Source organism: Patulibacter sp. (assembly GCF_030655195.1).
GTDB lineage: Bacteria > Actinomycetota > Thermoleophilia > Solirubrobacterales > Solirubrobacteraceae > Patulibacter.
In genome coordinates, this window is sequence record NZ_JAURWA010000156.1 from 1 (window position 1) to 25,598 (window position 25,598).

At 75.0% G+C, this 25,598-nt stretch carries 20 protein-coding genes; 14 read left to right on the forward strand and 6 right to left on the reverse strand.

The features are described 5' to 3' along the window. The 3 genes from Q7T67_RS17590 to Q7T67_RS17600 all read left to right on the forward strand — a co-directional run. A partial coding sequence (locus tag Q7T67_RS17590) for a DbpA RNA binding domain-containing protein (protein WP_304792751.1) occupies positions 1–292 on the forward strand: 292 nt, incomplete at its 5' end. A 75-nt stretch (positions 293–367) separates the two neighbouring features. Continuing rightward, positions 368–1,537, forward strand: a complete 1,170-nt coding sequence (locus tag Q7T67_RS17595) for an acyl-CoA dehydrogenase family protein (RefSeq protein ID WP_304792754.1) — start codon at positions 368–370, stop codon at positions 1,535–1,537. 61 nt (positions 1,538–1,598) lie between these two features. Beyond that, positions 1,599–2,858, forward strand: a complete 1,260-nt coding sequence (locus Q7T67_RS17600) for a hypothetical protein (protein ID WP_304792757.1) — start codon at positions 1,599–1,601, stop codon at positions 2,856–2,858. Positions 2,859–2,925: 67 nt separating this feature from the next. Here the strand turns inward: Q7T67_RS17600 and Q7T67_RS17605 are convergent, their stop codons facing one another. Beyond that, on the reverse strand, positions 2,926–3,636 hold the full coding sequence (locus tag Q7T67_RS17605) for a DUF1707 domain-containing protein (RefSeq protein WP_304792759.1): 711 nt from the start codon (positions 3,634–3,636) through the stop codon (positions 2,926–2,928). Between the two features lie 133 nt (positions 3,637–3,769). Here Q7T67_RS17605 and Q7T67_RS17610 point away from each other — a divergent pair, with 133 nt between their 5' ends. From Q7T67_RS17610 to Q7T67_RS17630, 5 genes are all read left to right on the forward strand, one after another. After that, the gene (locus Q7T67_RS17610) at positions 3,770–5,344 is read left to right on the forward strand and encodes a fatty acid desaturase (RefSeq protein ID WP_304792762.1); all 1,575 of its coding nucleotides are present in this window, start codon (positions 3,770–3,772) and stop codon (positions 5,342–5,344) included. Between the two features lie 13 nt (positions 5,345–5,357). After that, on the forward strand, positions 5,358–6,005 hold the full coding sequence (locus Q7T67_RS17615) for a TetR/AcrR family transcriptional regulator (protein ID WP_304792765.1): 648 nt from the start codon (positions 5,358–5,360) through the stop codon (positions 6,003–6,005). Positions 6,006–6,007: 2 nt separating this feature from the next. Then, positions 6,008–6,967: an alpha/beta fold hydrolase gene (locus Q7T67_RS17620; RefSeq protein ID WP_304792767.1), complete on the forward strand. Its 960-nt coding sequence runs from the start codon at positions 6,008–6,010 to the stop codon at positions 6,965–6,967. A gap of 178 nt (positions 6,968–7,145) precedes the next feature. Then, positions 7,146–10,133, forward strand: a complete 2,988-nt coding sequence (locus Q7T67_RS17625; protein WP_304792770.1) for an AMP-binding protein — start codon at positions 7,146–7,148, stop codon at positions 10,131–10,133. Positions 10,134–10,168: 35 nt separating this feature from the next. Next, the gene (locus Q7T67_RS17630; RefSeq protein ID WP_304792773.1) at positions 10,169–11,356 is read left to right on the forward strand and encodes a low temperature requirement protein A; all 1,188 of its coding nucleotides are present in this window, start codon (positions 10,169–10,171) and stop codon (positions 11,354–11,356) included. Positions 11,357–11,457: 101 nt separating this feature from the next. Here the strand turns inward: Q7T67_RS17630 and Q7T67_RS17635 are convergent, their stop codons facing one another. From Q7T67_RS17635 to Q7T67_RS17645, 3 genes are read right to left on the reverse strand one after another with little or no spacing between them, the layout of a single operon-like run. Continuing rightward, a complete protein-coding gene (locus Q7T67_RS17635; RefSeq protein ID WP_304792776.1) occupies positions 11,458–12,381 on the reverse strand; it encodes an alpha/beta fold hydrolase in 924 nt (307 codons plus the stop codon). A gap of 9 nt (positions 12,382–12,390) precedes the next feature. Beyond that, on the reverse strand, positions 12,391–13,083 hold the full coding sequence (locus Q7T67_RS17640; RefSeq protein WP_304792779.1) for a response regulator: 693 nt from the start codon (positions 13,081–13,083) through the stop codon (positions 12,391–12,393). A gap of 8 nt (positions 13,084–13,091) precedes the next feature. Next, entirely contained in the window at positions 13,092–14,744 is a 1,653-nt protein-coding gene (locus Q7T67_RS17645) for a sensor histidine kinase (RefSeq protein WP_304792782.1), read from the reverse strand. Between the two features lie 186 nt (positions 14,745–14,930). On the opposite strand from Q7T67_RS17645, the gene Q7T67_RS17650 reads away from it, so the two are divergent. The 3 genes from Q7T67_RS17650 to Q7T67_RS17660 are packed head-to-tail and all read left to right on the forward strand — an operon-like array spanning position 14,931 to position 18,129. Then, positions 14,931–15,938 carry a tripartite tricarboxylate transporter substrate binding protein gene (locus tag Q7T67_RS17650; RefSeq protein ID WP_304792786.1) on the forward strand — a complete coding sequence of 336 codons (1,008 nt, stop codon included), beginning with the start codon at positions 14,931–14,933 and terminating at the stop codon, positions 15,936–15,938. Beyond that, entirely contained in the window at positions 15,939–16,499 is a 561-nt protein-coding gene (locus Q7T67_RS17655; protein WP_304792789.1) for a tripartite tricarboxylate transporter TctB family protein, read from the forward strand. A 1-nt stretch (position 16,500) separates the two neighbouring features. Continuing rightward, positions 16,501–18,129, forward strand: coding sequence for a tripartite tricarboxylate transporter permease (locus tag Q7T67_RS17660; protein WP_304792792.1), 1,629 nt, complete (start codon positions 16,501–16,503; stop codon positions 18,127–18,129). 52 nt (positions 18,130–18,181) lie between these two features. Here the strand turns inward: Q7T67_RS17660 and Q7T67_RS17665 are convergent, their stop codons facing one another. Beyond that, the gene (locus Q7T67_RS17665; protein ID WP_304792795.1) at positions 18,182–18,682 is read right to left on the reverse strand and encodes a helix-turn-helix domain-containing protein; all 501 of its coding nucleotides are present in this window, start codon (positions 18,680–18,682) and stop codon (positions 18,182–18,184) included. A gap of 65 nt (positions 18,683–18,747) precedes the next feature. Between Q7T67_RS17665 and Q7T67_RS17670 the strand changes: the two genes are divergently transcribed. Then, the gene (locus Q7T67_RS17670) at positions 18,748–20,187 is read left to right on the forward strand and encodes an MFS transporter (RefSeq protein ID WP_304792798.1); all 1,440 of its coding nucleotides are present in this window, start codon (positions 18,748–18,750) and stop codon (positions 20,185–20,187) included. Positions 20,188–20,302: 115 nt separating this feature from the next. Here the strand turns inward: Q7T67_RS17670 and Q7T67_RS17675 are convergent, their stop codons facing one another. Further along, the gene (locus Q7T67_RS17675) at positions 20,303–21,664 is read right to left on the reverse strand and encodes a DEAD/DEAH box helicase (protein WP_304792801.1); all 1,362 of its coding nucleotides are present in this window, start codon (positions 21,662–21,664) and stop codon (positions 20,303–20,305) included. 348 nt (positions 21,665–22,012) lie between these two features. Between Q7T67_RS17675 and Q7T67_RS17680 the strand changes: the two genes are divergently transcribed. Then, complete coding sequence (locus tag Q7T67_RS17680) at positions 22,013–23,116, forward strand: mechanosensitive ion channel family protein (RefSeq protein WP_304792803.1); 1,104 nt, start codon at positions 22,013–22,015, stop codon at positions 23,114–23,116. A gap of 97 nt (positions 23,117–23,213) precedes the next feature. Continuing rightward, positions 23,214–25,580, forward strand: coding sequence for a bifunctional diguanylate cyclase/phosphodiesterase (locus Q7T67_RS17685; protein WP_304792806.1), 2,367 nt, complete (start codon positions 23,214–23,216; stop codon positions 25,578–25,580). Positions 25,581–25,598 lie beyond the last annotated feature (18 nt).

The window sequence follows — 25,598 nt, forward strand, 5'->3', positions numbered from 1 at the left end:
CCGCGAGCCGCGCGACGGCGCCGGCGGCAACCGCCGCGAGCGCCGCGGCGCCGGGGTCGGCACGACCCGGATCTTCGTCGGTGCCGGGCGCGAGGCGCGCATGCGCCCGCAGGACCTCGTCGGCGCGATCGCCGGCGAGTCGCAGCTGAGCGGCCGCGACATCGGCGCGATCCAGATCAACGACCGCTTCTCGCTCGTCGAGGTCCCGGACGCCGCCGCCGACGGCGTCATCGAGGCCCTGCGCGGCACGACGATCAAGGGCCGCAAGCCCAAGATCCGCCGCGAGGTCTGATCGGGCGCGGGCGACGGCGACCCCGTCGTCCGCGCCTGGCCGGCACACGTCCGCGCGATGGGGGAGGATCCGTCGATGCGCGTGTGTACGGCCGCCTCGCCGGCCCCCGTCGGCGACCCGTTGCTCGGTGCGGTCGAATCCCTGGTGCGCGACGTCGTGCTCCCGGAGGTCGCGGCCTGGGACCGGGACGACGTGCTCCCCGACGCCCTGTGGGACCGCCTGGTGGCCCTCGGGCTGCCGGGTGCGCTCGTGCCCGAGGAGCACGGGGGCGGCGGGCGCACCGTCGGCGAGCTCGTCCCGGTCTGGCGGGCCCTGTCCCGCGGCTGGATCTCGCTGACCGGGGCGATCAACCCGACGGGCCTGGCGACCACGCTGCTGCTCGCCCACGGCACGGACGCCCAGCGCCGGCGGTGGCTCCCCGTCCTGGGCTCCGGCGACGGGCACGCCGCCTTCTCGATCACCGAGCCCGGGGCGGGCAGCGACCTGTCGAACATCGTCACCACCGCCGAGCCGGTCGACGGCGGCCTGCGTCTGGACGGACGCAAGCGCTGGGTCGCCGGGGGCGTCTCCTCCGCGGTGGTCCTGATGATGGTCCGCACGGGGGAGGGCCTGTCGTGCGCGGTCGTCCCCGCGGAGGGCCGCGACTCGCCGACCTGGCGGGTGGAGGAGATCGACAAGATCGGCTACCGCGGGGTCGAGTCCGCCGCCTACGTCTTCGAGGGGCACGAGGCCGTCGGCGCCGAGATCCTCGGCGGCCCCGACGCTGCGGGTCAGGGCGCGCGCCAGATGCTCGGTGCCCTGGGCGTCGGCCGGGTCAACGTCGCCTGCCGCGCGCTGGGCATCGTCGACCGCGCGCTCGCGGTGGCGCTCGACGAGGCCACCCACCGCGAGGTCGGCGGGGCGATGCTCGGCGAGCACACGCACGCGCAGCTGCGGATCGGTGAGCTCCGCGCACGGCTGCTCGCGGCCGAGTCGCTCACGCTGCGGGCGGCAGAGGCCGTGGACGCCGGCTCCGACGAGGCCCGCGACCTCGCCTCGGCCGCCAAGATCGTGGCCTCCGACCTCGCGGTCCTCGCGGTCGATCGCGCCGCGCGGCTGGCGGCCAGCCGCTCCTACCGGGCGGACGACGAGCTCGCCCGACTGCGTCGCGACGCGCCGCAGACGCAGATCGGCGAGGGCGCCAACGACGCGCTGCTGCTCGCCATGGGCCGGGCGGCGGTCGACGAGGCCTCCACCGATGCCTGATCGGCAGCCGGATCCGCTGGACCCGCCGCGCCCGCCGTCCGCCGCAGGGACGGGCCGCTGAGTGCGCCGGATCGTCCGGGACTCCTGGGCCTGGCGCGGCGGGTTCGCGGCGGACGAGCTGCACTACGACCCCGTCCTCGCCGACGCGAGCGCGGGCCCGGTCGACGGGCCGGCCACGGTCCACTGGCCCGTCCTCAGCTCGCAGCTGGAGGCGGCGTGGAGCATCCCGCGGGCCGAGGCGCTCGGCATCCGGGCGCTGACCGGACCGGCGGCGGCGCACCTGGCGCTCGTGGCCCGCACCGGCGGATTCCACGCGACCGTGCCCCGCGTGCTGCCGGAGGTCGCTCCCGTCTTCGACGGCATCCGTGCCGGGGACGACTCGGTCCCGGGGTGGGAGGAGTCGCTCGAGCTCCTGCGCGAGGGCGGCGTCGTCGACCTGACCCCGACGCGCATCGCGCTGCTGCGCCCCGCGCCGCCGACGGTCGAGCGGATGCGGCTGATGCGCGACATGCTCGACGACCACGAGCACCGCGAACCCGACGACCCGGTTACCAACCGCCTGCTCCGGGCGGTCTGGAAGCAGACGTACTCGGGCATCGGCGTCTCGCGCTTCCGCGAGCTGGCCGCCGCCGGCCGGCTGCGGGTGTCCGTCGCCCGCCGGGCGGTGCTCGACGGCGTCCGCGACCCGTTCTTCGAGGTCGGTCCGGCGTCGCTGCCGGAGTTCCGCAACGCGCCCGGCGCGGTCCTCGACCACACCTTCCCCGAGCGCTCGTGGGTGCCGCTGGAGCAGATCCTCCCCGGGGATCGCGGCGACGCCCAGCTGTGGGCCACCGCCCCGGAGACCTACGCCGTGCTGCTGGGGGCGGGCCGGGGCTCCAACGCGGTCCGCCGGGCGGTCCGGGGGATGGTGCTCTGGATGCTCCTCGCCGAGCACACCGGCGGTCGCATCGGACCGGTCGAGATGCCGATCGCGGCGCTCTCGCGGGCGCTGGCGGAGGTGCTGGGCCTCAAGGCCGACGCCGACCACCGCAAGCTCGCCCGCGTCCTGCTGGCGGACCTCGACCGCGCCGGCCTCGTCGCGACCCCGCGGGCCACGCCGCAGCGGACCCTGCTGCTGCCCGTCCCCGCGCCCCGGGCGGGCACGGTGCGCCACGCGATGGGGCAGTGGATGGCCTGGCGCGTCGCCGCGACCGAGGAGCCGCTCGAGGCGCTGCTGCGCCTGGCCGAGCGCCACCGCGAGCGCCACGTCCGCGCACCGTGGGCCGCGGCGTTCGAGGAGCGGCGGGTGACGGTCTCGATCGTCGCCGGCGAGCGGGCCTGAACGACGGGGCTCGACGCCCCCCCGCGCCCGGGTGCGGCCGACCGGAGGTCGCCCTCGGGGCCGCGGCTCAGCCGTGGTCGAGCCGGTGCCGGTCCCGCTCCCGCTCGCGTTCGATCCGCTCCTGCTCGCGCTGCTCGCGACGCTCCCGTCGGGTGCGCTTCGGGCCGCGACGGACGTTCGAGCCGCCCATGATCGAGACGAGGTGCAGGTGCAGCGTCGGGCCGCCGGGATCCGGGGTCGCCTCGCCGATCCGCACGTCGTTGCCGCCCATGATCCCGACGTTCGAGACGACGACGTTCATGTGGTCGGGCACGCGGACGTCCGCGCCGCCCATCACGCAGATCACGTTCAGGTGGACGTCCTCGCCGTCGAACTCCGCGTGCGTGAGGTCGAGGTCGCTGCCGCCCATGACCGAGAGCGACGTGGCGCGCCGCGCCACCCTCCAGACGCCCTCGCGCTCGACGCCGCCCATCACGGCGATCATCCAGCGCGACCCGCGCTCGCCGGCGACGACGGGCACCCGGCGCGGCGCCGACCGCGCGGCACCGGTCGCGCCGGCGGCCACCAGGTCGCTCGTGAGCACGGCGAGGTCCTCGTGGGTGACGGCGGCGTAGGCGGCGTCCAGGCGGGCGTCGAGCTCGTCGACCGTCAGCCGGCCGTCTCCGCCGGCGTCGCGCAGCACGGTGACGGTGCGCTCGCGGTCGGCGTCGGAGGCGCGCAGGGCCGGGACGGACGGCGGCGCGCCCGCCGCCGGGGGATCGGGCTCGGGGACAGCCATGCCCCGACGGTAGCGGCGGGCGCCGCCCCCGGCCACCCGTTGCGGAGGATTTCCCGCGTCGCTTTACATCTGCGCTACCGTGCGTCCACGTGCTTGACATCGAGCGCGTCGATGTACAACGAGGAGGAGCACGATGGGCACCGCAGCCATCCCCGGCCCCCGTGGCGCCGCCGGCACGCACGAGACCGGCGACCACGACCACGACCACGACCATCGTCACGGCGACGCGCCCGAGGTCCACGCCCCGAGCTGGACGGACGGCAAGCGCTGGGCGTGGCTGCTCGGGCTCTTCATCCCCGTCTCGCCCTTCGTCGCGTGGGGGCTCGTGGAGGCCACGGGCCTCGGCGTCCTCTGGTGGCTCGGACCGTTCCTCGTCTTCGGCGTCATGCCGATCATGGACACGCTGATCGGCACGGACGCCGAGAACCCGCCGGACCGGGTCCTCGCCTGGCTGGAGCAGGACCGCTACTACCGCTGGGTCACCTACGCCTACGTGCCGCTGCAGTACGCGTCGCTCGTGCTCGCCTGCGTCCTCTGGGCCTCCGGCGACCTGTCGGTCGTCGAGGCGGTCGGCCTGGCCGCGACGGTCGGCTGCGTCTCGGGCTTCGCGATCAACGCGGCCCACGAGCTCGGGCACAAGCGCGACGCCGCCGAGAAGTGGCTCTCGAAGATCGCGCTCGCACAGACCGGCTACGGCCACTTCTTCGTCGAGCACAACCGCGGGCACCACGTCCGCGTCGCCACGCCCGAGGACCCGGCCAGCTCACGCATGGGCCAGGGCTTCTGGAGCTTCCTGCCCCGCACCGTGTACGGCAGCGCGACGTCGTCGTGGCACCTGGAGACCGAGCGGTTCCGTCGGCTGGGCACCAGCCGCTGGACGCTGAAGAACGACCTGATCAACGCGTGGGGGATGACCGTCGTGGGGTTCGTCGTCCTCGTCGCGGCGTTCGGGGTCGAGGTCGCCCCGTACCTGCTGCTGCAGGGCGTCATCGGCTTCTCGCTGCTCGAGGTCGTCAACTACCTCGAGCACTACGGTCTCGTCCGGCAGAAGAAGGACGACGGCCGCTACGAGCGCACGCGTCCCGAGCACTCGTGGAACTCCAACAACGTCGCGTCCAACGTGTTCCTCTTCCACCTCCAGCGCCACTCCGACCACCACGCGCACCCCACGCGTCGGTACCAGGCGCTGCGCCACTTCGAGGAGGCCCCGCAGCTGCCCTCGGGGTACGCGACGATGATCCTGCTGGCGCTGTTCCCGCCGGTCTGGCGTCGCGTGATGGATCCCCGCGTCCTGGCGCACTACGGCGGCGACGTCACCCGCGCGCACCTCCACCCGCGCACGCGCGATCGGGTCCTGCGCGCCTACGGCCCCGGCACGAAGGCCGCCGAGGAGGGGGCCCGCGTCTTCGCCGTCCGTGCCGCCGCCGACGAGGCGGCCCGCGCGCAGGCCGAGGCGGAGGCCGCCGCGGCCGCCGCCCAGGCCCTGGTCGTGGCGGACGCCTACCGCTGCCCGATCTGCTCCTACGACTACGACGTGGCCGCCGGCGATCCGCGCAACGGCGTGCCCGCCGGCACGGTGTGGAGCGCGGTCCCCGACGACTGGCGCTGCCCGGACTGCGGCGTCCGCGACAAGGTCGACTTCGTGCCGGTGACCGGGCAGGGGGAGCGGACGACCGCGGGAGACGCGCCCGCGGCCCTCGATGGCTAGCGTTCTGCGGACCTTGTCCGCCGCCGACGATCCCGCGAACGCCCCCGCACCCGACGGGGCGACGTTCGCGGACGCGTCGCGCTCCCTGCTGCGCCGCACGCTGCTGGAGGCCGCGCGGGACCTCGCCGCCGACCGCCCGTGGCGGTCGGTGACGATGGCCGCGATCGCCGGACGGGCGGGCGTGTCGCGGCAGACGGTCTACAACGAGTTCGGCTCCCGGCCCCGGCTGACCGAGGCGCTCGTCCTGCACGAGACCGAGGAGTTCCTCACCGCCGTGGGCGACGCGATCCGCCGGCATCCGGCGGATCCGTCCGAGGCGCTGAGCGCGGCGCTCGGCGTCTTCCTGCAGGCGGCGTCGGAGGACGCCCTCGTCGCCGCCGTGATCCGCGAGGACGGACGCGACGACCTGCTGCCGCTGGTCACCTCGGAGGGGCGCCCGATCCTCGAGCACGGCACCGGGCGCCTCGCGGTGATGATGCGCGAGACGTGGCCGGTCCTGCGCGGCCCCGAGGCCGACTTCCTCGCCGGGACGGTGATGCGGCTGGGCCTGAGCTACGTCGTCCTGCCCGTCGCCGACGCCGAGCGCGACGCCACCGCCCGCGGGATCGCCGACCTCGTGCGGCCCTACGTCGAATCGCTCCTGGCCCGGGACGGGGGCTGACCGTGCCGGGTCCTCGCCGCTCCGTGGTGGTCGCGTCCGACGGCGTCGCGCTCGCGGTCCGCGAGCACGGCGACCCGTCCCACCCGACGGTCGTCCTGGTCCACGGCTACCCCGACACGCAGGAGCTGTGGTCGGGCGTCGTGGCCCGGCTGCGGGACGACCACCACGTCGTCTCCTACGACGTGCGCGGCGCGGGGGAGAGCGACGCCGCACGGAGCCTCGGCGGCTACGCCCTGACCCGGCTCTCGGACGACCTGCTCGCCGTGATCGAGGCGACGACCGACGACGGTCGCGCCGTCCACCTGGTCGGCCACGACTGGGGAGCGATCCAGAGCTGGGAGTCCGCCGCCCGCCGCGGCGTCGCGTCGCGCCTCTCGTCCTTCACCGCCGTCGCCGGGCCGAGCCTCGACCTCTCCGGCCACGCGATGCGCGAGGGCGGGCCGGCCGACGGTCTCCGGCAGCTGCGCAAGTCCTGGTACATCCTCGCGTTCCACGCGCCGCTGCTCGCGCCGCTGGCGTGGCGGGTGTTCATCGGCCGCCGCTGGCCCTTCGTGTTCTCGCGCTCCGAGGGGGTCCGACCGCCCGCCGGGCACCCCGCGCCGACGATCGCGACGGACGGTGTCCGGGGGATCGGGCTCTACCGCCGCAACATGCTCGACCGCCTGCTGCGCCCGCGCTACGCCCGCGTCGACGTGCCCCTCGTGCAGGTCGGCGTGACGATGCAGGACGCGTTCATCGACCCCGCGACCTACGACGGCCTGCCGGGACGGATGCCCGAGCTGTGGATCCGCCGCGCCGAGGCCACGCACTGGATCCCGGTGCTGCACCCCGACGTCGTCTCCGGGTGGGTCCGCGACGTCGTGGCGCACCGCGAGCGCGGGACGGCGCCGCCCCCGGACGCCGAGGTCCACCGCGAGGCGGTCGAGGCGGACGCCGCCGCGCCCTCGCGCGCGGGCGCGTGACGGCCCGCGGACGTCCGACGGCGTACGCTCCCTACCGCCGGTATTCCCGGCCCCGGTCCCGCTCCGCGGAAGGGATCGGCGGAGGTCCCGCGACGCGGACGAGGACGACGATGCAGCCAGACGCAACGCCCATCACCACGCGCTCACCGGGTCGGGCGCCCGACGCGGGGGACCGCGCATGAGGCTCGTGCCGCGCCAGGTCACGCGCAGCACCCACCGGATCGGGGCCGTCGCCCAGAACGCGATGGAGGTCCTGCTGATGGGCGGCCTCCAGACGGGCGACGAGCCCGCGTCCTTCGAGGTCGTCACGCAGCAGCGGATCTACCGGCTGCGGCGGTACTTCGCCGACGACGCGGACGACGGCGACCGTCCGGCCGTGCTGCTCGTCCCGCCGATGATGCTCGCGACGGAGATCTACGACGTCTCGCCGACGTCGAGCGCCGTGACCGAGCTGCACGCGCTCGGCCTCGACCCGTGGGTCGTCGACTTCGGGGCGCCCGAGCACGAGGAGGGCGGCCTGGAGCGCACCCTCACCGACCACGTCATCGCCGTCTCCGACGCGATCGACCGCGTGCGCGAGGCCACCGGCCGCGACGTGCACCTCACGGGCTACAGCCAGGGCGGCATGTTCTGCTACCAGGCCGGTGCGCTGCGGCGGAGCGAGGGCATCGCGAGCATCATCACCTTCGGCAGCCCCGTGGACTTCACCGCGCTGCCGTTCGGCATCCCGGAGCGCCTGGTCGGCGGGATGGCCAACGTCCTGGCCGACCACGTCTTCTCCGAGCGCGCGCTGCCGGGCTGGTTCACGTCCGCGGCGTTCCGGATGCTCGACCCGGTCAAGACGTTCCAGCAGCGGATCGACTTCCTCCGCCGCCTGGGCGACCGCGACGCGCTGCTGCCCCGCGAGGGCCAGCGCCGGTTCCTCGGCGGCGAGGGCTTCGTCGCGTGGTCGGGGCCGGCGATCGCCGAGCTGCTGCGTCAGATCGTCGCGCACAACCGCATGATCTCCGGCGGCTTCGTGATCGAGAACCGCCTCGTGACGCTCGCGGACCTGACCTGCCCGATCCTCGCCTTCCACGGCGAGTTCGACACGATCGGCGTGCCGGACTCCGTCCTGGGCATCCAGCGCGCGACGCCGCGCACCGACGCGTGGACGATCGCGGTCCCGACGGGCCACTTCGGCATGGTCGTCGGCTCGTCCGCCAGCAACGTGACGTGGCCGGGCGTCCAGCGGTGGACCCGCTGGGTGGAGTCCGGGCAGGGCGACGACCCCGCGCCGCCGGAGGACATGGAGCTCATCACGGTCGACGGCCCGCGCGAGCTGACCTCGGGCCCGACGATCGGCGCGAGCGTCGAGCTGGCGGCCACCACGAGCGTCGGGCTCGCCCGCTCCGCCGTGCGCTCCGCGCGCCGGTCGGGCCGCAACGTCGTCGGCCTGGCCAACGAGGCCGCTGCCCAACTGCCCCGCATCTTCCGCCTGGAGCAGATCCAGCCGAACACGCGGATGTCGCTCGGGCTGCTGCTCGACGAGCAGGCGCGCCGCGCGCCGGACGGCGTCCTCTTCCTGTTCGAGGACCGCGCGATCACCCACGCCGCGGCGAAACACCGCATCGACTCCATCGTCCGCGGCCTGATCAGCCTCGGCGTGCGGCAGGGGCAGCACATCGGCGTCGTCATGCAGACGCGGCCCTCCGGGCTGGCGACGATCGCGGCGCTCAGCCGCCTCGGGGCGGTCGCGGTCCTCATGCGTCCCGACGGCGACCTGGCCCGCGAGGCCGAGCTCGGTCAGGTCGAGTCGGTCATCGCCGACCCCGAGCTCGCGACGGAGGCCGCCCGCACGCTCGGCGTCGACGTCTTCGTCCTCGGCGGCGGCGCGGACCCGCGCGACCTCGGCCCCGGCGTCACCGACATGGAGCGGATCGACCCCGACGAGGTGCGGGTCCCCGCCTGGTACCGCCCCAACGCGGGGCGCGCCGTGGACCCCGGCTTCGTGGTCTTCTCGGGCGAGGGGCGCAGCACGCGCGCCAAGCGGATCACGAACCACCGCTGGGCGCTGTCGGCCTTCGGCACCGCGACCGCCGCGTCCCTGTCGCCGTCGGACACGGTCTACGCCGTCACGCCGCTGCACCACCCCTCGGGCCTCCTGACGTCGGTCGGCGGCGCCGTCGCCTCCGGCGCCCGCATCGCCCTGGCGCGCGACTTCGACACCGCCACCTTCTGGGACGAGGTCCGCCGCTACGGCGTCACCGTCGTCTCGTACACCTGGACGCTGCTGCGCGACCTCACCGAGGCGCCGCCGCACCCCGCCGAGGCGCACAACCCCGTCCGCCTGTTCATCGGCTCGGGCATGCCCCGCGGTCTGTGGCTGCGGGTGCTGGACCGCTTCGGCCCGGGCGGGCCGGCCGCGGCGACCCGCGCGCGGGTGCTCGAGTTCTACGCGTCGACCGAGGGCGACGCCGTGCTGGCCAACGTCTCGTCGCGCCCGGGCTCGAAGGGCCGCCGGCTGCCCGGCAGCGCCGAGATCCGTCTCGCGCGGTGGGACGCCGAGGCGGGGACGCTGCTCGAGGGCCCCGACGGCTTCGTGCTGCCGGCCGAGCGCGGGCAGATCGGCATGCTCCTGGCGCGCGTGCGCACCTCCGTCGAGGTCGCCCCGGGCGCGCCGCTGCGCGGCGTGTTCGCCCGCGGCGACGCCTGGCACGTCACCGGCGACCTCTTCCGCGAGGACGAGCAGGGCGACCTCTGGCTGGTGGACCACGCCCAGGCGGCGATCCACACCGACCGCGGCATCGCCTACGCGTTCCCGATCCACGACGCGCTCGGCGGGCTGCCGGCCGTCGACCTCTCCGTCGTCTACGGCGTGGACGGTCCCGACGGGAGCCTCGCGATCACCGCCGTGACCGTCCGCGACGGGTACGAGCTGACGCCGGGCGACCTGACCGCGGCGATGGAGCAGGTCGAGGGCGGCTGCCGCCCCGACATCGTCCACGTCGTCGACGAGATCCCGGTGACGACCTGGTACCGCCCGATGACCGGCGAGCTCCGGGCGGCCGGCATCCCAAAGGTCCGCCGTCCCGCCCGGGCCTGGGCGCTGGACCGCGAGACCGACACGTACGTGCCGCTCACCGCCGCCGTGCGCAAGCGGCTGGTGGACGCCACGCCGGCCTGATCGGGTGGCCGGGGCGGCCGCTACCGTTCCCGGCCATGAGCACCACGACCGGCCTGCGGCGGGCCACCGACGGCGTCGCGCAACCACGGGCGACGACGCTCGAGCTGTTCTACGATCTCGTCTTCGTCTTCGCGATCACGCAGGTCTCCCACTTCCTGCTGGAGGACCTGACGTGGACCCGGGCGGCGCAGGCGGGCCTGATCCTGCTGGTCGTCGTGTGGTCCTGGAACTTCACGACGTGGGCGACGAACGAGCTGGACCCGGAGCTGCTCGGGGTCCGGGTGCTCCTGCTGGCGCTCATGCTCGCCAGCCTGCTGATGGCGATCGCGATCCCGGAGGCGTTCGGCGACCGCGCGCCGCTGTTCGCCCTCGCGTACGTCGCGATCCAGGTGGGGCGCCACACGTTCCTCACCTTCGCGGCGGCGGCCCGGGGGACGAACCAGCGCGAGCGCGCCGGACGCATCCTCGCGTGGTTCGTCGCGGCCGGCGTGCTCTGGATCGCCGGGGCGTTCGCCGACGGCGGGGCCCGGACGGTGCTGTGGGTCCTGGCGCTCCTCGTCGACTACGGCGGGCCGCTCGTGTTCTTCTGGGTCCCCGGCCGGCCGCGGCTGTCGGGTGCCTCGTGGGACGTCAGCCCCGGGCACATGGCGGAGCGGTTCCAGCTCTTCGTGATCATCGCGCTGGGCGAGAGCATCGTCATCACCGGGGCGACGGCCGCCGACCACGCCCTGGACGCCGAGGCCGTCGCGGCGCTCGTCGTCGCGTTCCTCGGCTCCGGTGCGCTCTGGTGGCTCTACTTCACCTCCGTCGGCCGGATCGCGGAGGAGACGATCGAGCACGCCGAGGACCCCGGCCGCATCGCCCGCGACGTCTACACCTACCTGCACGTGCTCCTGATCGGCGCGATCGTGGTGTCGGCGGTCGGCGACGAGGTCGTCCTCGCGCACCCGACGGACGTGCTGCACACGCCGGAGCTCCTGGCCGTCGTCGCCGGGCCGGTGCTCTACCTCGTCGCCCAGCTCCTGATCCGCCTGCGGATCGCGGGCACGCTCAGCGTCCCGCGGACGACGGCGATCGTCGCCTGCGTCCTGATCGGCCTGCTCGGCACGCAGGTCTCCGCGCTGGTCACCGCGGGGCTGCTGGTCCTCGTCCTCGTCGCGTTGATCGTCTGGGACGAGCGCACCGCCCGTCGCAACGCCCTGGACACGGCGCACTGCGGCTGAGGAGACCGTCCGTCGGGTGGGCACCGCCGGCCCGGCCCGGTCGTCCGCCCGGCGCCGCCGCGGGACCCGTCAGCGCCGGCCCGTCCGGTCGGCGTCCCCGCTCAGGCGTCCGGGCGGTCCCGCAGGAGCGCCCGGAAGCGGTCCGGGTCGGCGAGGGCCGGCTCGGTGGTGTCGAGGAAGTCGCGCAGCGCGGCGGTCAGCTCGACCGGCGCCTCGAGCGGCGGGAAGTGCCCGACGCCGGGCAGGAGCACGAGGCGACTGCCGGGCATCGCCGCGTGCGCCCGGCGGCCGTGGCCCGCGGGGATGATCGGGTCGTCGGCGCCCCAGACGATCAGCGTCGGCATCGCCGCCGCGAGGTAGAGCCGGTCGCCCGCGAAGACGCGCTGGCCGACGGGTCCGACGACGGCGCGGAGGGTGGCGAGGAACGCGGTGCGGGTCTCCCGGTCCGCCAGCGCGGCGACGCTGCGCCCGAGCTCGCGGGTGGGCGCGCTCAGGCGCTCCGGGCGCAGCAGCCCGACGGCGCCGAGCGCGCGGCCTCCGCCCCGGGCGACGAGCCCGAGCCCGGCCGTGACGACCTCGGAGCCCGGCAGGGCGGCGCTGCGCAGCGCGAGCGCGACGCTGCGGCCCAGGCCGCCGGCCGAGACCAGGACGAGGCGCTCGCAGTGCTCCGGGAAGAGGTACGAGAACTGCATCGCGACGCCGCCGCCGAGCGAGTGCCCGACGACCGTGGCGCGCTCGATGCCCAGGGCGAGGAGCAGATCGCGGAGCGTCGCGGCCATCGCGCCGACGGAGTAGTCCCCCGCCGAGCGGCCCGAGCGGCCGTGGCCCGGCAGGTCGGGGGCGATCACGGTGTGCGTCGTCGCCAGCTCGGGGAGCACGGCGTCCCAGACGGCGTTGGTCCCGGCGATCCCGTGCACGAGCAGCACGACGGGTCCGGTCCCGGCACGGCGGAAGGCGACGTCGTGGCCGTGCAGGTCGATCACCACGTCGTCCACGGCGGTGGCTGGGCGGCGGGTCGAAGCCATCCCGGCAGCCTAGAGCGTGGGCTCCGGGGCCCCCTCCGCCACCCGGTAGAGGTGCTCGGGTCGCCCCGTGGCGCCGTAGCGCAGGTCCAGCGCGACGGTGCCCGTCCGCGTCAGCGCCGCCAGGTGGCGCTGGGCGGTCGCGCGGCTGACGCCGACGGCCTCCGCGACGTCCGTCGCCGTGCGCTCGCCCCCGGCGGCCCGCAGCGCCTCCAGGATCCGCCGCGCTGTGGGCGGCCCGTCGCCCTCCGGGGCCGGGCGCTCCGGTGCCCCGGACCGGAGCGCGAAGAGGCGGTCGATCTCGCGTTGGTCGACCTCGAGCGCGGCGTCCCGGCGCACCCCGGCCTGCAGGCGGGACCACGCCTGCAGCCGCGCGCGCAGGACCGCGAAGTCGACGGGCTTGAGGAGGTAGTGCAGCGCGCCGGCCCGCACGGCGGAGCGGACCGAGGCGAGGTCGCGCGCCGCGGTGAGCATCAGGACGTCGGGGGCGCCGTCGCGGGCGCCTCGCAGGCGCCGCAGCAGGTCGATGCCGTCCGCGTCGGGCAGGTAGCGGTCCAGCAGGACGAGCTCGGGCCGGTGCTTCTGGACGGCGTCCAGCGCCGCGGCGGCGCCGTGGACCTGGGCGACGACCCGCAGGCCCGGGACCGTCCCGACGACCTCGGCGTGGAGCGCCGCGACCCGGAAGTCGTCGTCGACGACGAGCACCCCGAGCGTCACGAGCGGTCCCCGGGGGCGTCGGGGGCGTGGGCCCCGGGCCGGCCGCCGACGGCGGCCGTCGCCCCGTCGTCCTGGCGGATCGCCCCGGGCACCCACGCCGTGAAGACCGCGCCCGGGGCCCCGTCCTCCGCGTCCTCGACCGCGACGTCGCCCCCGCGGCGCAGGACGAGCTGGCGGACCAGCGAGAGGCCCACGCCCCGGCCCTCGGCGGCCTTCGTGGACCACCCGGGGGAGAAGACGGCCTCGCGGTCGGCCTCGGCCACGCCGGGGCCGGTGTCGCGGACCCAGACCACCAGCGCGTCGGCCTCCACGGCGAGGCCGACGACCACGCGCGCGTTGGGCCCGCCCGCGGCCGCGTCGATCGCGTTGTCGACGAGGTTGCCGACGATCGTCAGGACCTCGCGGGGGTCGCGCAGCGCGCCGTGCAGGCCGCTGTCGGGGGCCAGGTCGAGCGCGACCCCGCGCTCGCCCGCGATCGTCGCCTTGGCCAGCAGCAGCGCGGCGACCCGGGGCTCGCCGATCCGCTCGGCGATCTCGTGGCGCAGGCCGACGTCGGTGTCGCTGATCTCGGCGATGAACGCCCGTGCGTCCTCGGGGTGGCCGAGGGCCAGCAGCCCGGCGATGGTGTGCAACCGGCCGGCGAACTCGTGCGCCTGGGCGCGGAGGGCGTCGGTGAGGCCGCGGACGCTGTCGAGCTCGCGCACCAGGTCGTCGAGCTCGGTGCGGTCGCGGAGCGTCGCGACCGCACCCAGGTCGCGACCGTCGCGCCGCACGGCCATCCGGTTGACGACCACGACGCGGTCGCCGTGCACGAGCAGCTCGTCCGTCCCCGGGCCGGCGCCGGCCAGGAGCGCGCCGAGCGGGGTCCCGCCGGCGACGTCGCCCACCGTGCGGCCGACGTCCCCCGGGGTCAGGCCGGTCAGCCGCGTGGCCTGGTCGTTGACGAGCCGCAGACGGCCCGCCGGGTCGACCACGACGACGCCCTCGCGGATCCCGTGCAGCATCGCCTCGTGCTCCTGCACCAGACCGGTGAGCTCGTCGAGCTCGAGGCCGAAGGTCTGTCGCTTCAGGCGTCGGGCGAGCAGCAACGATGCGCCGACGCCCAGCGCGAGGGCGCCGGACAGGTAGAGGGCGAGCACCGGGACGAGGGTCCGCAGCTCGCGGCGCAGCGCGCGGACGTGGATCCCGACGGAGACCGCGCCCACGATCCGCCCGCCCTCGCGCAGCGGGACCTTCGCCCGGGCCGACCGCCCCAGGGTGCCGGTCTCGACGGCCAGCACCGTGCCGCCGCGGAGCGCCTCGGTCGGGTCGGTGCTGACGGGGCGGCCGATCCGCCGCGGGTCGGGGTGCGACACGCGGATGCCCCGGGCGTCGGTGACGACGACGAAGGTCGTGCCGGTCGATCGCCGGATCGCCTCGGCCCGGCGCTGGACCGCGCCGTCGTAGTCCCCCTGCGCCACCGCTCGCGCGATCTCCGGCGTGGCGGCGACGGAACGGGCGACGAGCAGCGCGCGCTCCTCGTACTGGTCGTCCAGCCGCGACTGGGTGCCGACGAGCGCGAGGACGAAGCCGAGGCCGAGCGTGCCGACGAGGATCAGCAGCTGGAAGGCCAGGATCTGGCCCGAGAGGCGGCGGGGCCGGCGACGCACGGGGAGCAGTCTCGCAGTCCGCGGCCCGGCGTGAGCGAAATGCGCAGAACGCGCGCAACGGGCAGATCGCGCGCAGCGAGCGCAAGCGTTGCGTGACGCCGCGCACAGGCCCTACGTTGCGGCCAGTGGGACGAGGGTCGGGCGGCGCACCCCGCGCCCCGACGACGTCCGGAGGAGAGCGAAGCGATGTCGAACACCACCTTGCGCTGGGCGATCGGCGGCCTGCTGGCCGTCCTCTGCCTCGTCGCGGTCGCGATGCCCGGCGGCGAGTCGGGCGGCGACGACGGTCCCTACCCGGGCCGCCGCATCTCGATCATGGCCCCGGCCGATCCCGGCGGCGGGTGGGACACCACCGCCCGCGCGCTGCAGTCGACGATCCGCGAGGAGTTCGCCGAGAACGGCGGCGCCGACGTCTACAACGTGGGCGGCGCCGGCGGCACGCTCGGGCTCTCGCAGCTCGTCTCGAAGGCCGACGGCGACCCGTACCAGCTGATGGTCATGGGCCTCGTGATGCTCGGCGCGATCGAGACGAACCGCTCGCCGGTGTCCGTCGACGACGTCACGCCGATCGCCACCCTGACGACCGACGCCGAGGTCCTGGCGGTCCCGGCGGCGTCGCCGCTGAAGGACGTCGACGACCTCGTGGCTGCGCTCAAGCGCGACCCGGGCGCGGTCCGCTTCGGCGGCGGCTCCGCCGGCGGCACGGACCAGCTGCTGGTCGGCGAGCTCGCCAAGACCGTCGGCGTCGAGCCGGCACGCACGACCTACATCGCGCACTCCGGCGGCGGCGAGGCGGTGACCGCGATCCTCTCGGGCTCCGTCGACGTCGGCGTGTCCGGCATCTCGGACTTCCAGAGCCAGATCGAGGCGGGCAAGATGCGGGTCCTCGCGGTCTCCGCGCCGACGAGCACGAAGATCGACGGCAAGGCGCTGCCGACCCTGAAGGAGTCGGGCGTCGACCTGGAGCTGACGAACTGGCGCGGCATCGTCGCGCCGCCCGGCATCACCGCGGAGCAGCGCGCGAAGGTCACCGCCTTCGTGCAGCGGGTCGTCGCGTCGAAGACGTGGGAGGAGAACCTCGGGCGGTTCGACTGGACGCCGTTCGTGCGCACCGGTCCGCAGCTCGACGCGTTCGTCGACACGGAGCAGCGACGGGTGAAGACCGTCGTCTCCGACCTGGGACTGGGGGAGTAGATGAGCACTGCAGGCACGCCGTCCACCGACGGCCCGGAGCGCCCCGGCGGCAGCGGCCCCGGCGGCGCCCCGATCATCGAGCGCCACATCCCGTGGGCCGGCCCGCGCCTCGTCGGCGTGGCGGTCCTCGGCCTGGGGATCGCGTCGCTGGTCGGCACCGCCGCGATCCCCAGCGCCCAGCTCGGCTGGTCGATCGAGGGGCCGCGGTTCGTCCCCGGCCTCGCCGCGGTCGCGCTGATCGTCCTCTCGGCGATCTACCTCGTCCGCACCTTCTGGCGCCCCGACGTCGAGCTCGCCCGCTTCGCCGCCAACGAGTCCGAGCAGACGACGTGGGAGACGCCGGGCGGCCTCATCACCGCCCTCGTCGCCTACGCCCTGCTCCTCTCCGCGCTGGGCTACGGCCTGGCGACGACGGTCTTCATCTGGCTCGTCTCCTGGCTCCTGGGCAGCGAGGAGCCCAGGCGCGACGCGATCGTCGCCGTCGTCCTCGGCGTCGGGGTGTCCTACGCGTTCTCGCGCTGGCTCGGCGTCCGGCTCCCGACCGGCCCGTGGGGGGTCTGACATGAGCGCCCTGCTCTCGATGATCGACCCGGTCCTCGCGGCCAACCTGCTCGACGGGTTCGGCAACGTCCTGACCCCGGAGAACCTGCTGCTGGCCGCCGCCGGCGTCACGCTCGGCACCCTCGTCGGCGTGCTGCCGGGGATCGGCCCGGCGCTGACGATCGCGCTGCTGCTGCCGCTGACGTTCAACTTCTCGGACCCGACCGGCGCGTTCATCCTCTTCGCCGGGATCTACGCCGGCGGCATGTACGGCGGGTCGACGACCTCGATCCTGCTGAACACGCCGGGGGAGAGCTCGTCCGTGGCCACCGCGATCGAGGGCCATCAGATGGCCAGACGCGGCAGGGCGCGAGCAGCCCTGGCGACCGCGGCGATCGGCTCGTTCGTCGCCGGCACGATCGGCATCGTCCTCCTGACCTTCGTCGCGCAGCCCGTGGCGAGCCTCGCGGTGAAGTTCCGGCCCGAGGACTACTTCATGCTCGCGCTGATCGCCTTCGCGTCGGTGACCACGCTGGTCGCCCGCTCGATGACCCGCGGCCTGATCTCGCTGTTCCTGGGCATCCTCATCGGCTGCGTCGGCATCGACCAGCTCACGGGCCAGCCGCGCCTGACCGCCGGCGTCGACCAGCTCGGCAACGGCGTCGACATCGTGATCGTCGCGGTCGGCCTGTTCGCCGTCGGCGAGGCGCTGCACATGGCCGCCAAGCTGAAGAAGGGCACCGACGACGACGAGATCATCGACCCCGACGGCGACACCGTCGTGGAGGACGACGACCTGCCCGAGCGGCGCTTCCTCGGCATGCGCCGCAAGCGCAACCGCTGGCTGTCGCGCGAGGACGCCCGGCGCTCCTGGAAGCCGTGGCTGCGCGGCGCGGCGATCGGCTTCCCGTTCGGGGCGCTCCCCGCGGGCGGCGCCGAGGTGCCGACGTTCCTCTCGTACGCCACGGAGAAGAAGCTGACGAAGCACCCCGAGGAGTTCGGCAAGGGCGCGATCGAGGGCGTCGCCGGCCCGGAGGCCGCCAACAACGCCTCCTTCTCCGGCACGCTCGTCCCGCTCCTGACGCTCGGCATCCCGACGTCGGCGACCGCGGCGATCATGCTCGCGGCGTTCCAGGTCTTCAACCTGCAGCCCGGCCCGGAGCTCTTCGACGAACAGAGCGACCTGGTCTGGACGCTGATCGCCTCGCTCTACGTGGGCAACGTCCTGCTGCTGCTCCTGAACCTGCCGATGATCCGGGTCTGGGTGAAGGTCCTCGAGGTCCCGCGGCCGCTGCTCTACGCCGGCATCCTCGCCTTCGCGACCCTCGGCGTCTACTCGCTCTCGGGGTCCACGACCGAGGTGCTCGTGATGTACGTGATCGGCGTGGCGGGCTTCTTCATGCGGCGCTACGACTTCCCGGTGGCGCCGGTCATCCTCGGCGTCATCCTGGGACCGGTGATGGAGGTCCAGGGCCGCCGGGCGCTCGTGGGCGCGGAGGGCGACCTCTCGGTCTTCTTCTCCCGGCCGCTGACCATCGGGCTGCTCACGGTCGCGATCGTCGCGCTCGTCCTGCCGTACCTGCCGGCCATCGTCGCCCGGCTGCGGGGCCGCAAGGACGGCCGGAAGCTCGTCTTCGGCGACGAGGACTGACCCCGGCCGGCGCCGCGCCCGGGGTGTCGGGCAGCGGCGTCGCGCCCGGCGCTCAGGTGCTGGTCGGGACCGGTTCGCCCGGCGTGCGGGCGATGCCCCGGGCGGCCAGTCCCGGCCCGGGCTCGGCCCGCACGTCGCGCGCCGTCAGCGCGGCGCCGCAGCGGTCGCACAGGAGGTGCGCGTCCGGGTGGCCGCCGCAGTCCCGGTGGACGATCACGCGCGGCGGGCCCGCGGGCTCGGGGTAGTGCTCGTCGCCCCACTGACGCAGGTGCTCGATCACGGACCACAGGCCGAGGCCCTTCTCCGTCAGCACGTACTCGTGACGGGTGGGGCGCTCCTGGTACGGCCGGCGCTCGAGCACGCCCTCGTCGACGAGCCGGCGCAGGCGGTTGGTCAGGACGCTGCGCGTCACGCCCGTGTGGGCCTGCAGGTCGTCGAAGCGTCGCGCGCCGAGCATGACGCTGCGGATCAGCAGCAGCGTCCAGCGCTCGCCGACGACCTCCAGCGACCGCGCGACGGAGCAGACCTGGGTGTCGTACTCGCGGTGCAGCACGCCATCGAGGCTACCACGGTCGTTTCACGCGACCCGCGAGGGCGACCGGTGCTACCTTGCGTCGCATGAAGCAACCCACAGCCGAACGGGAGCCGACGAGCCCCGGTCGCGTCCTCCTGATCGTCGCGGCGGCGGTCTTCCTCGTCAGCCTCGACCTCTTCATCGTCAACATCGCCTTCCCGGACGTCGAGGAGAGCTTCCCGGGGTCCTCCGTCGCCGCGCTGTCGTGGGTCCTCAACGGCTACGCGATCGTCTTCGCGGCGCTGCTCGTGCCCGCCGGCATCCTGGCCGACCGCCTCGGGCGGCGCCGGATCTTCCTCGTCGGGCTCGGGGTCTTCGTCCTCGCCTCGGCCGCCTGCGGAGTGGCGTGGTCGGTCCCGTCCCTCGTCGCCTTCCGCGTCGTGCAGGCCGTCGGCGCCGCGCTCCTCATGCCGAGCTCCCTGGCGCTGCTGCTCGACGCCTTCCCCCCGGAGCGGCGGGCGAAGGCGATCGGCGCCTGGGCGGGCATCGGTGGCGCGGCCGCCGCGCTCGGTCCGCCGGTGGGTGGCGCCCTCGTGAGCCTGTCGTGGCGCTGGGTGTTCCTCGTCAACCTGCCCTTCGGGATCGCCGCGATCGTCGCCGGGCGCAGGGCGCTGCGCGAATCGCGCAACGAGCAGGATCGCCGCTGGCCCGACGCGCTCGGCACCGCGGCGCTCGTCGCCGGGGTCGGGGCGCTCTGCTGGGCCCTCGTCGAGGCCCCCGACCGCGGGTGGGGCAGCCTCCGCACGGTCGGCCTGCTCGTCGTCTCCCTCGTGCTGCTGGCCGGCGTCGTCCGCCGGTCCCGGCACGTCGACCGCGCCCACGCCCCGGTCCTCGACCTGGAGCTGTTCCGGTCGCGCACGTTCGCGGCGGCGACCCTCAGCGCGCTGCTGTTCTCCGTCGCGTTCGCCGCGATGCTGCTCGAGGGCGTGCTGCTCCTGACCGGTCCGTGGGGCGACTCCGTGCTCGTCGCCGGGCTGTCGCTCGCCCCGGGACCGCTGCTGGCCACCGTCGTCGCGATCACCTCCGGGCGGCTGTCGGCCCGGATCGGCCAGGGCCCGACCGCGGTCCTCGGCAACGTCGTCTTCGCGCTCGGCGTGACCTGGTGGCTGTGGCGGCAGGACCTCGAGCCGAACTTCCTGACCGGCCTGCTGCCGGGGTCGGTCCTCACGGGCACCGGCGTCGGACTGCTGCTGCCGGCGGTCTCGACCGCGGTCGCGTCGACGCTGGCCCCGGCGCGCCTGGCGGCGGGCTCGGCGCTCCTGACCGCCTCCCGGCAGCTGGGGTCCGTCCTGGGCGTGGCGCTCCTCGTCGCGATCCTGGGCTCCGGTCGCGACGGCCTCGGGTCGTACCAGGACGGCTGGGCCATGATGCTCGTCGCCTGCGGCCTCGGTGCGGTGGCGGCGCTGGGGATCGGGTCCGCGCACCCGGTGGCCGCGCCTGCGGCGTCGCCGGCCGGCCCGACGGCGGTCCCCGCCGAGGCCTGACCCCGCGGCCCTGGGCCGGGAGCCGGCCCCGGACGCACGACGGGCGCGGCGAGCACGCTCGCCGCGCCCGTGGCGCTGCAGACGGTGGACCGGCGGTCAGCCGGCCCCGCGGGGCTCAGCGGCCGCCGCGCCCGCCCTGGCCCTGGCGGCCGCCGGAGCGCCCGCCGCCGCGGCTGCTCTGGCCGCCGCGGCCACCGGAGGACTCGCCGCCGCGGGAGCGACCGCCGAAGCCGCCGCCGCCCTGGTGGTCCGAGCGGCTCTGGCCGCGACCGCCGCCGCCCTGGCCGCCACGGCCCTCGCCGCGCGGCTGACGGGCGCCCTGCTTGCGCTGGACGCCGGGGCCCTTCTCGCCCGGGGCGCCGACGCGCATGCCGGCGGCCTCGAGCTGCGTGCCGAGGTTCAGGTCGCGGGCCATGACGCCCATGTCCAGGCGCTCCTCCGGCTCGACGAACGTGACGCCGATGCCGGTCTTGCCCGCGCGGCCGGTGCGGCCGACGCGGTGCGTGTAGGTCTCCATGTCGACCGGGATGTCGTACTGGATGACGTGCGTGACGTCCTCGACGTCCAGGCCGCGCGCGGCGACGTCCGTGGCGACGAGGGTCGTGACCTCGCCCTCCTCGAACGCGGCCAGGGCCTTGCGGCGCTGCGCCTGCGAGCGGTTGCCGTGCAGCGCGACCGACGGCACCTTCGCCTGGGCGAGCTTGCGGACGAGCTTGTCGGCGCCGAACTTCGTCTTCACGAAGACGACGGCCAGGCCGCGGTCGCGGTCCTTGAGCTGGTCGACGAGGTGGTCGACCTTGTCGTCCCGCGTGACCTGGCGGAAGCGGTGCTCGATCTTGCCCTGGTCCTTCTTCTCGTGCTGGTACTCGATGAGCTTCGGGTCGCGCGTGTAGGCACGGGCGATCTCACCGACGCGGCCGTCGAGCGTGGCGGAGAGGAAGAGCGTCTGGCGCTCGGTGCGGCACTGCGAGACGATCCGCTTGACGGCGGGCTGGAAGCCCATGTCGAGCATGCGGTCGGCCTCGTCGAGGACGAGCATCTTCACGTCGGCGAGCGACACGGCGCGGCGCTGGAGGAGGTCCTCCAGGCGGCCCGGGGTCGCGACGAGGATGTGCGAGCGCGTGGCCAGGCGGGCCTGCTTCTCGATGCCGGCGCCGCCGAAGACGGCGGTGACGGCGAGCGCGCGGGAGTGGGCGATCTCGCGGATCTCGTCCACGATCTGCGTGGCGAGCTCGCGGGTCGGGACGAGCACGAGGGCGCTCGGGCGGGGATCCTCGGCCTCGATGCCCTCGACCAGGGCGACGCCGAAGGCGATCGTCTTGCCCGAGCCGGTGGGGGAGGCGACGAGGACGTCGCGGCCCGCGAGGGCGTCCGGGAGCGCGAGCTCCTGGATGGCGAAGGGGGACTCCATACCGCGGTCCGCGAGTGCGGTGGCGACGGCGTTGGACACGCCGAGGTCGGCGAAGGTCTGGGACATGGTGCTCCTCTGAGAGGACGTGGCGAGCTGCGATGCCGGCCGGTGGGAGCGCTCTAGCTACCGGCCGCGATCGTGCCCGTCCGCAGGTGGAGCGGGGCGTCGCGCGTGGAGAGAACGCGGGAACACGGTGGCCCGAGAGACGCTGCGAAGGTGACTCCGACAGCGGCAGCGCTCGAGCGCACCGACCCAGGACACTACACGGCGGTGCGTGGGACTGCGTGAGGGTGGGCACGCCCACGGGCCCCGAACCCCCGTCGGTGCAGGCGGTTCGTCCCGGTGGCACCGCAAGCGGGACGGGACGACCCGGATCGCGACGTGGCCCCGTCGGGCTCCGTTACGGTCGACCGCGTGAGTCTCATCTCGACCCTCGCGCCCGTGCTGGCCCAGAGCTCGACGTCCGCCTCCCGTGCGGCGGAGGAGGTGGCCGACCGAGCGGCCCGGCGGCAGACCCGCGTCTGCGGCGACGACGGCTCCTGGCAGGACAACCTCTGTCGCAGCATGTACGACGGCACCGTCGGCACGTTCAAGGACACCGCCAACCGGTACGTCGCCGACGCGGTGCACTGGATCACCACGGGGCTGCTCGACATCCTGGTGATCCTCGTCGTCGCGTGGATCGTCAACCGGATCGCCCGCCGGGTCATCGTCAACATCGGCCGCGGCGTGGGCAAGGGGCACCTGACGCGCGGGCTCGTCGCCGTCCGGAAGATCACCCCGAACGTCCTGCAGGAGACGCAGGAGCTCGGCGTCCGCGGCGATCAGCGCCGCGAGGCGGTGCTCGGGATCCTCAAGAGCATCGTCACGGGGATGATCTACGCGACCGCCCTGTTCATGGCGCTCGGGAAGATCGGGATCGATCTGGGCCCGCTGCTGGCCGGCGCCGGGGTGGTCGGCGTGGCCCTCGGCTTCGGTGCCCAGACCCTGGTGGGCGACTTCCTGTCGGGCATCTTCATCCTCGTCGAGGACCAGTACGGGGTGGGGGACGAGGTCACCTTCCGCCCGAAGTCCGCCGCGGGCGAGCCCGTCGTGGGCGTCGTCGAGGCGCTCAGCCTGCGCAACACCCGGCTGCGCGCCATCAACGGCACGGTCTGGCACGTGCCCAACGGCGAGATGCGCGCGGTCGGCAACACCAGCCAGCACTGGTCGCGGGCCGTCCTGGACGTCCCCGTCGCCCACGGCGTGGACATCCCGAAGGCCAAGGAGGTCATCGCACGCACCGCCGAGCGCGTCCGCGAGCACGACCCGTCGATCCTCGAGCCGCCCGCGGTCTGGGGCGTGCAGTCGATGAGCCCGAACGGGATCACGATCCGCCTCGTGATCAAGACGACGGCGTCGCAGCAGTGGCGCGTGACCCGGGCGGTGCGCGAGGCGCTGATCATCGCGTTCGCCGAGGAGGGCATCGACATGCCGGTGGCCGAGTTCCCCAGCGGCGAGGACATGCCCGCGACCTGAGCGGTCCGCCACCGGGGCCCCGGCGCCCGGTCGGCGCACGCAGGCCGGGATGCAGCCGCCCCCCGGCCGGGCACGACGGGCGTAGGATCCGCCGACCGTGTCCGTCCCCGCCGAGCGCCGCGCGTGGTCGCCCCAGGATCTCGCGCCACGCGGTGCGGTCGTCCTCGCCCTCGCGGTCGTGGCGGTCCTCGCCGTCGTCGCCGCGTTCAGCACGATCGGCGGCACCGACGGTCCCTCCGGCCTGATGGAGGACCGTCTGCTGCGCCTCAGCGAGGCGCTGCTCGCGGCCGTGCTCGTCGCGGGGGTCGCCCGACGCCGGGCCGGCGCGCAGACCTCGCGGGAGCGGACCGCGTGGCTCGTGATCGGGGGCCTCGCGGCAGCCGTGTGCGCGACGCTGGCGGTGTTCGTCGTCGATCCGTCGCTGGGCGGCCGGCTCTACGGGCCGTTCCCGACGAACGTGCTGCAGATGGCGATCGCCCCGCTCGCCGTGGGCGCCCTGCTGCTGCTCGAGGGCCCGGTCCGCAACCGCACGCAGGCGCTGCGGGTGGTGATGGACGGCGCGGCCATCGCGGCCTCGACGTGCGTCCTCGGCTGGTACGTCGCGGTCCGGCCGCTCCGCGACGCCGGCCTCGGCGCCGACCTGACGGCGACCTCCGCGATGGCCTACGTCGTGCTGGACGCCGTCGCCTTCGCGCTCGGGCTCCTCGTGCTGTCGCGCTCGACGTTCCCGGTCCGCCGGACCGTCGCCCTCGCCGTGGCCGGTCTGGCGCTGCTGCTGTTCGCCGACGTCGTGCGCATCGTCCACTACCTGCCGGGGCCCCGCAGCTCCAGCGCGCTGAGCGAGCTGGGCTGGATCGCGGCCCTGACGTGCCTGGCCGTGGCCGCGTGGCTGCCGCGCCGCCGCCTGCGGCTGGACCGCGACGACGTGCAGGAGGGCTGGCCGTGGTGGCTGACCATGCCCTACACGTTCCTCATCCCCGTGGCGGTCGTGCTCGTGCTGGCGGCCCGCCGCGGCGACGCGGACGAGCCGATGGTGATGGGGGCCGCCGCGATCATCATCGTCCTCGGGTTCCGTCACGTCTTCGCCCTGCGCGAGAACGAGGAGCTGACCGCCCGCCTGCGCCGGTCGGTCGGCGAGCTCGCCCACCGGGCCGAGCACGACGAGCTGACCGGGCTGCTCAACCGCAGCGGCCTCGTCGACCGGCTCGACCGCCTGCGGGAGGAGTCCGGTGCCGGGGAGGGGCAGCCCCTGGCGCTCGTGTTCATCGACGTCGACCGCTTCAAGGGCATCAACGACACGCTGGGGCACGCCGCCGGCGACGCGGTCCTGCGCCGGATCGGCGGGCGGCTGCAGACCACCGCCGGGCGGGCCGACGGCCTCGCGGTGCGGTTCGCCGGCGACGAGTTCGTCCTGCTCTTCCCCGGCATGGGGTCCGAGACGGCGGCGCTCCGCGCGGCGCAGGACGCGCTCGACGACCTGGAGCGGCCGATCGAGCTGCCCGACGGCGGCGAGGTCGTCGTCACCGCCTCCGCCGGCGTGGCGCTCTGCCCGCGCGTCCTCGACGGCGAGACGATCGTGCGCGAGGCCGACCTGGCGATGTTCGAGGCGAAGTCCGGCGGGCGCGCGCGGGTGCAGCTCTTCGAGGACGACCTGCGGGCGCGCAGCGAGGAGCGGATGCGGACGGAGCAGGAGATGCGCCGCGCGCTGCAGGACTGCGGCTCGTCGTTCGAGGTGCACCTGCAGCCCCTGGCGCTCCTGACCGGCGACCGCCTGTGGGGCGCCGAGGCGCTCGTCCGGTGGCGGCACCCCGAGCGGGGGATGCTGCTGCCCGGCCGCTTCCTCCCCGTCGCGGAGGAGAGCGGCATGATCATCCCGCTCGGCGAGCACATCCTGGCGGAGGCGTGCGCCGCGGCGGTGGCCGTCCCCGGCCTGATCGTGTCGGTGAACCTCTCGCCCCGTCAGATCCACGACCCGATGCTCGTCGCCACGGTCCGGCAGCAGCTCGAGCTGCAGGGCCTGCCCGCCGGTCGGCTCTGCCTCGAGGTGACGGAGGACGTCCTCGTCGACGACCGCACGATCGAGGTGCTCGAGGACCTCCGCGCCCTCGGGGTGCGCGTGGCGATCGACGACTTCGGCATCGGGGCCTCGTCGCTCAGGCAGCTGCGCCGGATCCCGGGTGCGGTCGTGAAGATCGACCGGTCCTTCACCGAGCGGCTCGACGGACCGCAGGGCGGCGACGACCGGGTGCTCATCACCGCGCTCGTGGCGATCGCCGAGCAGCTCGACCTCGAGGTCGTCGCCGAGGGCATCGAACGCCAGGCGCAGCTCGAGATCGTCCGGGACCTCGGCGTGACGATCGGCCAGGGCTGGCACCTCGGGATGCCGCAGCGGTCCGGCGCCTTCGTCACGGAGCGCGGCGGGCGACCGTTCGTGCGCCGGACGACCGCGGTCCGGCCCCGGTAGGGGACCCCGACGACGTTC

What these genes read in the sequence shown, in the direction of transcription:
- Q7T67_RS17595 (WP_304792754.1), top strand. Translation starts at nt 368, where the DNA reads ATGCGCGTGTGTACGGCCGCCTCGCCGGCCCCCGTCGGCGACCCGTTG.
- Q7T67_RS17605 (WP_304792759.1), bottom strand. Translation starts at nt 3,636, where the DNA reads ATGGCTGTCCCCGAGCCCGATCCCCCGGCGGCGGGCGCGCCGCCGTCC.
- Q7T67_RS17660 (WP_304792792.1), top strand. Translation starts at nt 16,501, where the DNA reads ATGAGCGCCCTGCTCTCGATGATCGACCCGGTCCTCGCGGCCAACCTG.
- Q7T67_RS17625 (WP_304792770.1), top strand. Translation starts at nt 7,146, where the DNA reads ATGAGGCTCGTGCCGCGCCAGGTCACGCGCAGCACCCACCGGATCGGG.
- Q7T67_RS17670 (WP_304792798.1), top strand. Translation starts at nt 18,748, where the DNA reads ATGAAGCAACCCACAGCCGAACGGGAGCCGACGAGCCCCGGTCGCGTC.
- Q7T67_RS17610 (WP_304792762.1), top strand. Translation starts at nt 3,770, where the DNA reads ATGGGCACCGCAGCCATCCCCGGCCCCCGTGGCGCCGCCGGCACGCAC.
- Q7T67_RS17630 (WP_304792773.1), top strand. Translation starts at nt 10,169, where the DNA reads ATGAGCACCACGACCGGCCTGCGGCGGGCCACCGACGGCGTCGCGCAA.
- Q7T67_RS17635 (WP_304792776.1), bottom strand. Translation starts at nt 12,381, where the DNA reads ATGGCTTCGACCCGCCGCCCAGCCACCGCCGTGGACGACGTGGTGATC.
- Q7T67_RS17675 (WP_304792801.1), bottom strand. Translation starts at nt 21,664, where the DNA reads ATGTCCCAGACCTTCGCCGACCTCGGCGTGTCCAACGCCGTCGCCACC.
- Q7T67_RS17655 (WP_304792789.1), top strand. Translation starts at nt 15,939, where the DNA reads ATGAGCACTGCAGGCACGCCGTCCACCGACGGCCCGGAGCGCCCCGGC.
- Q7T67_RS17650 (WP_304792786.1), top strand. Translation starts at nt 14,931, where the DNA reads ATGTCGAACACCACCTTGCGCTGGGCGATCGGCGGCCTGCTGGCCGTC.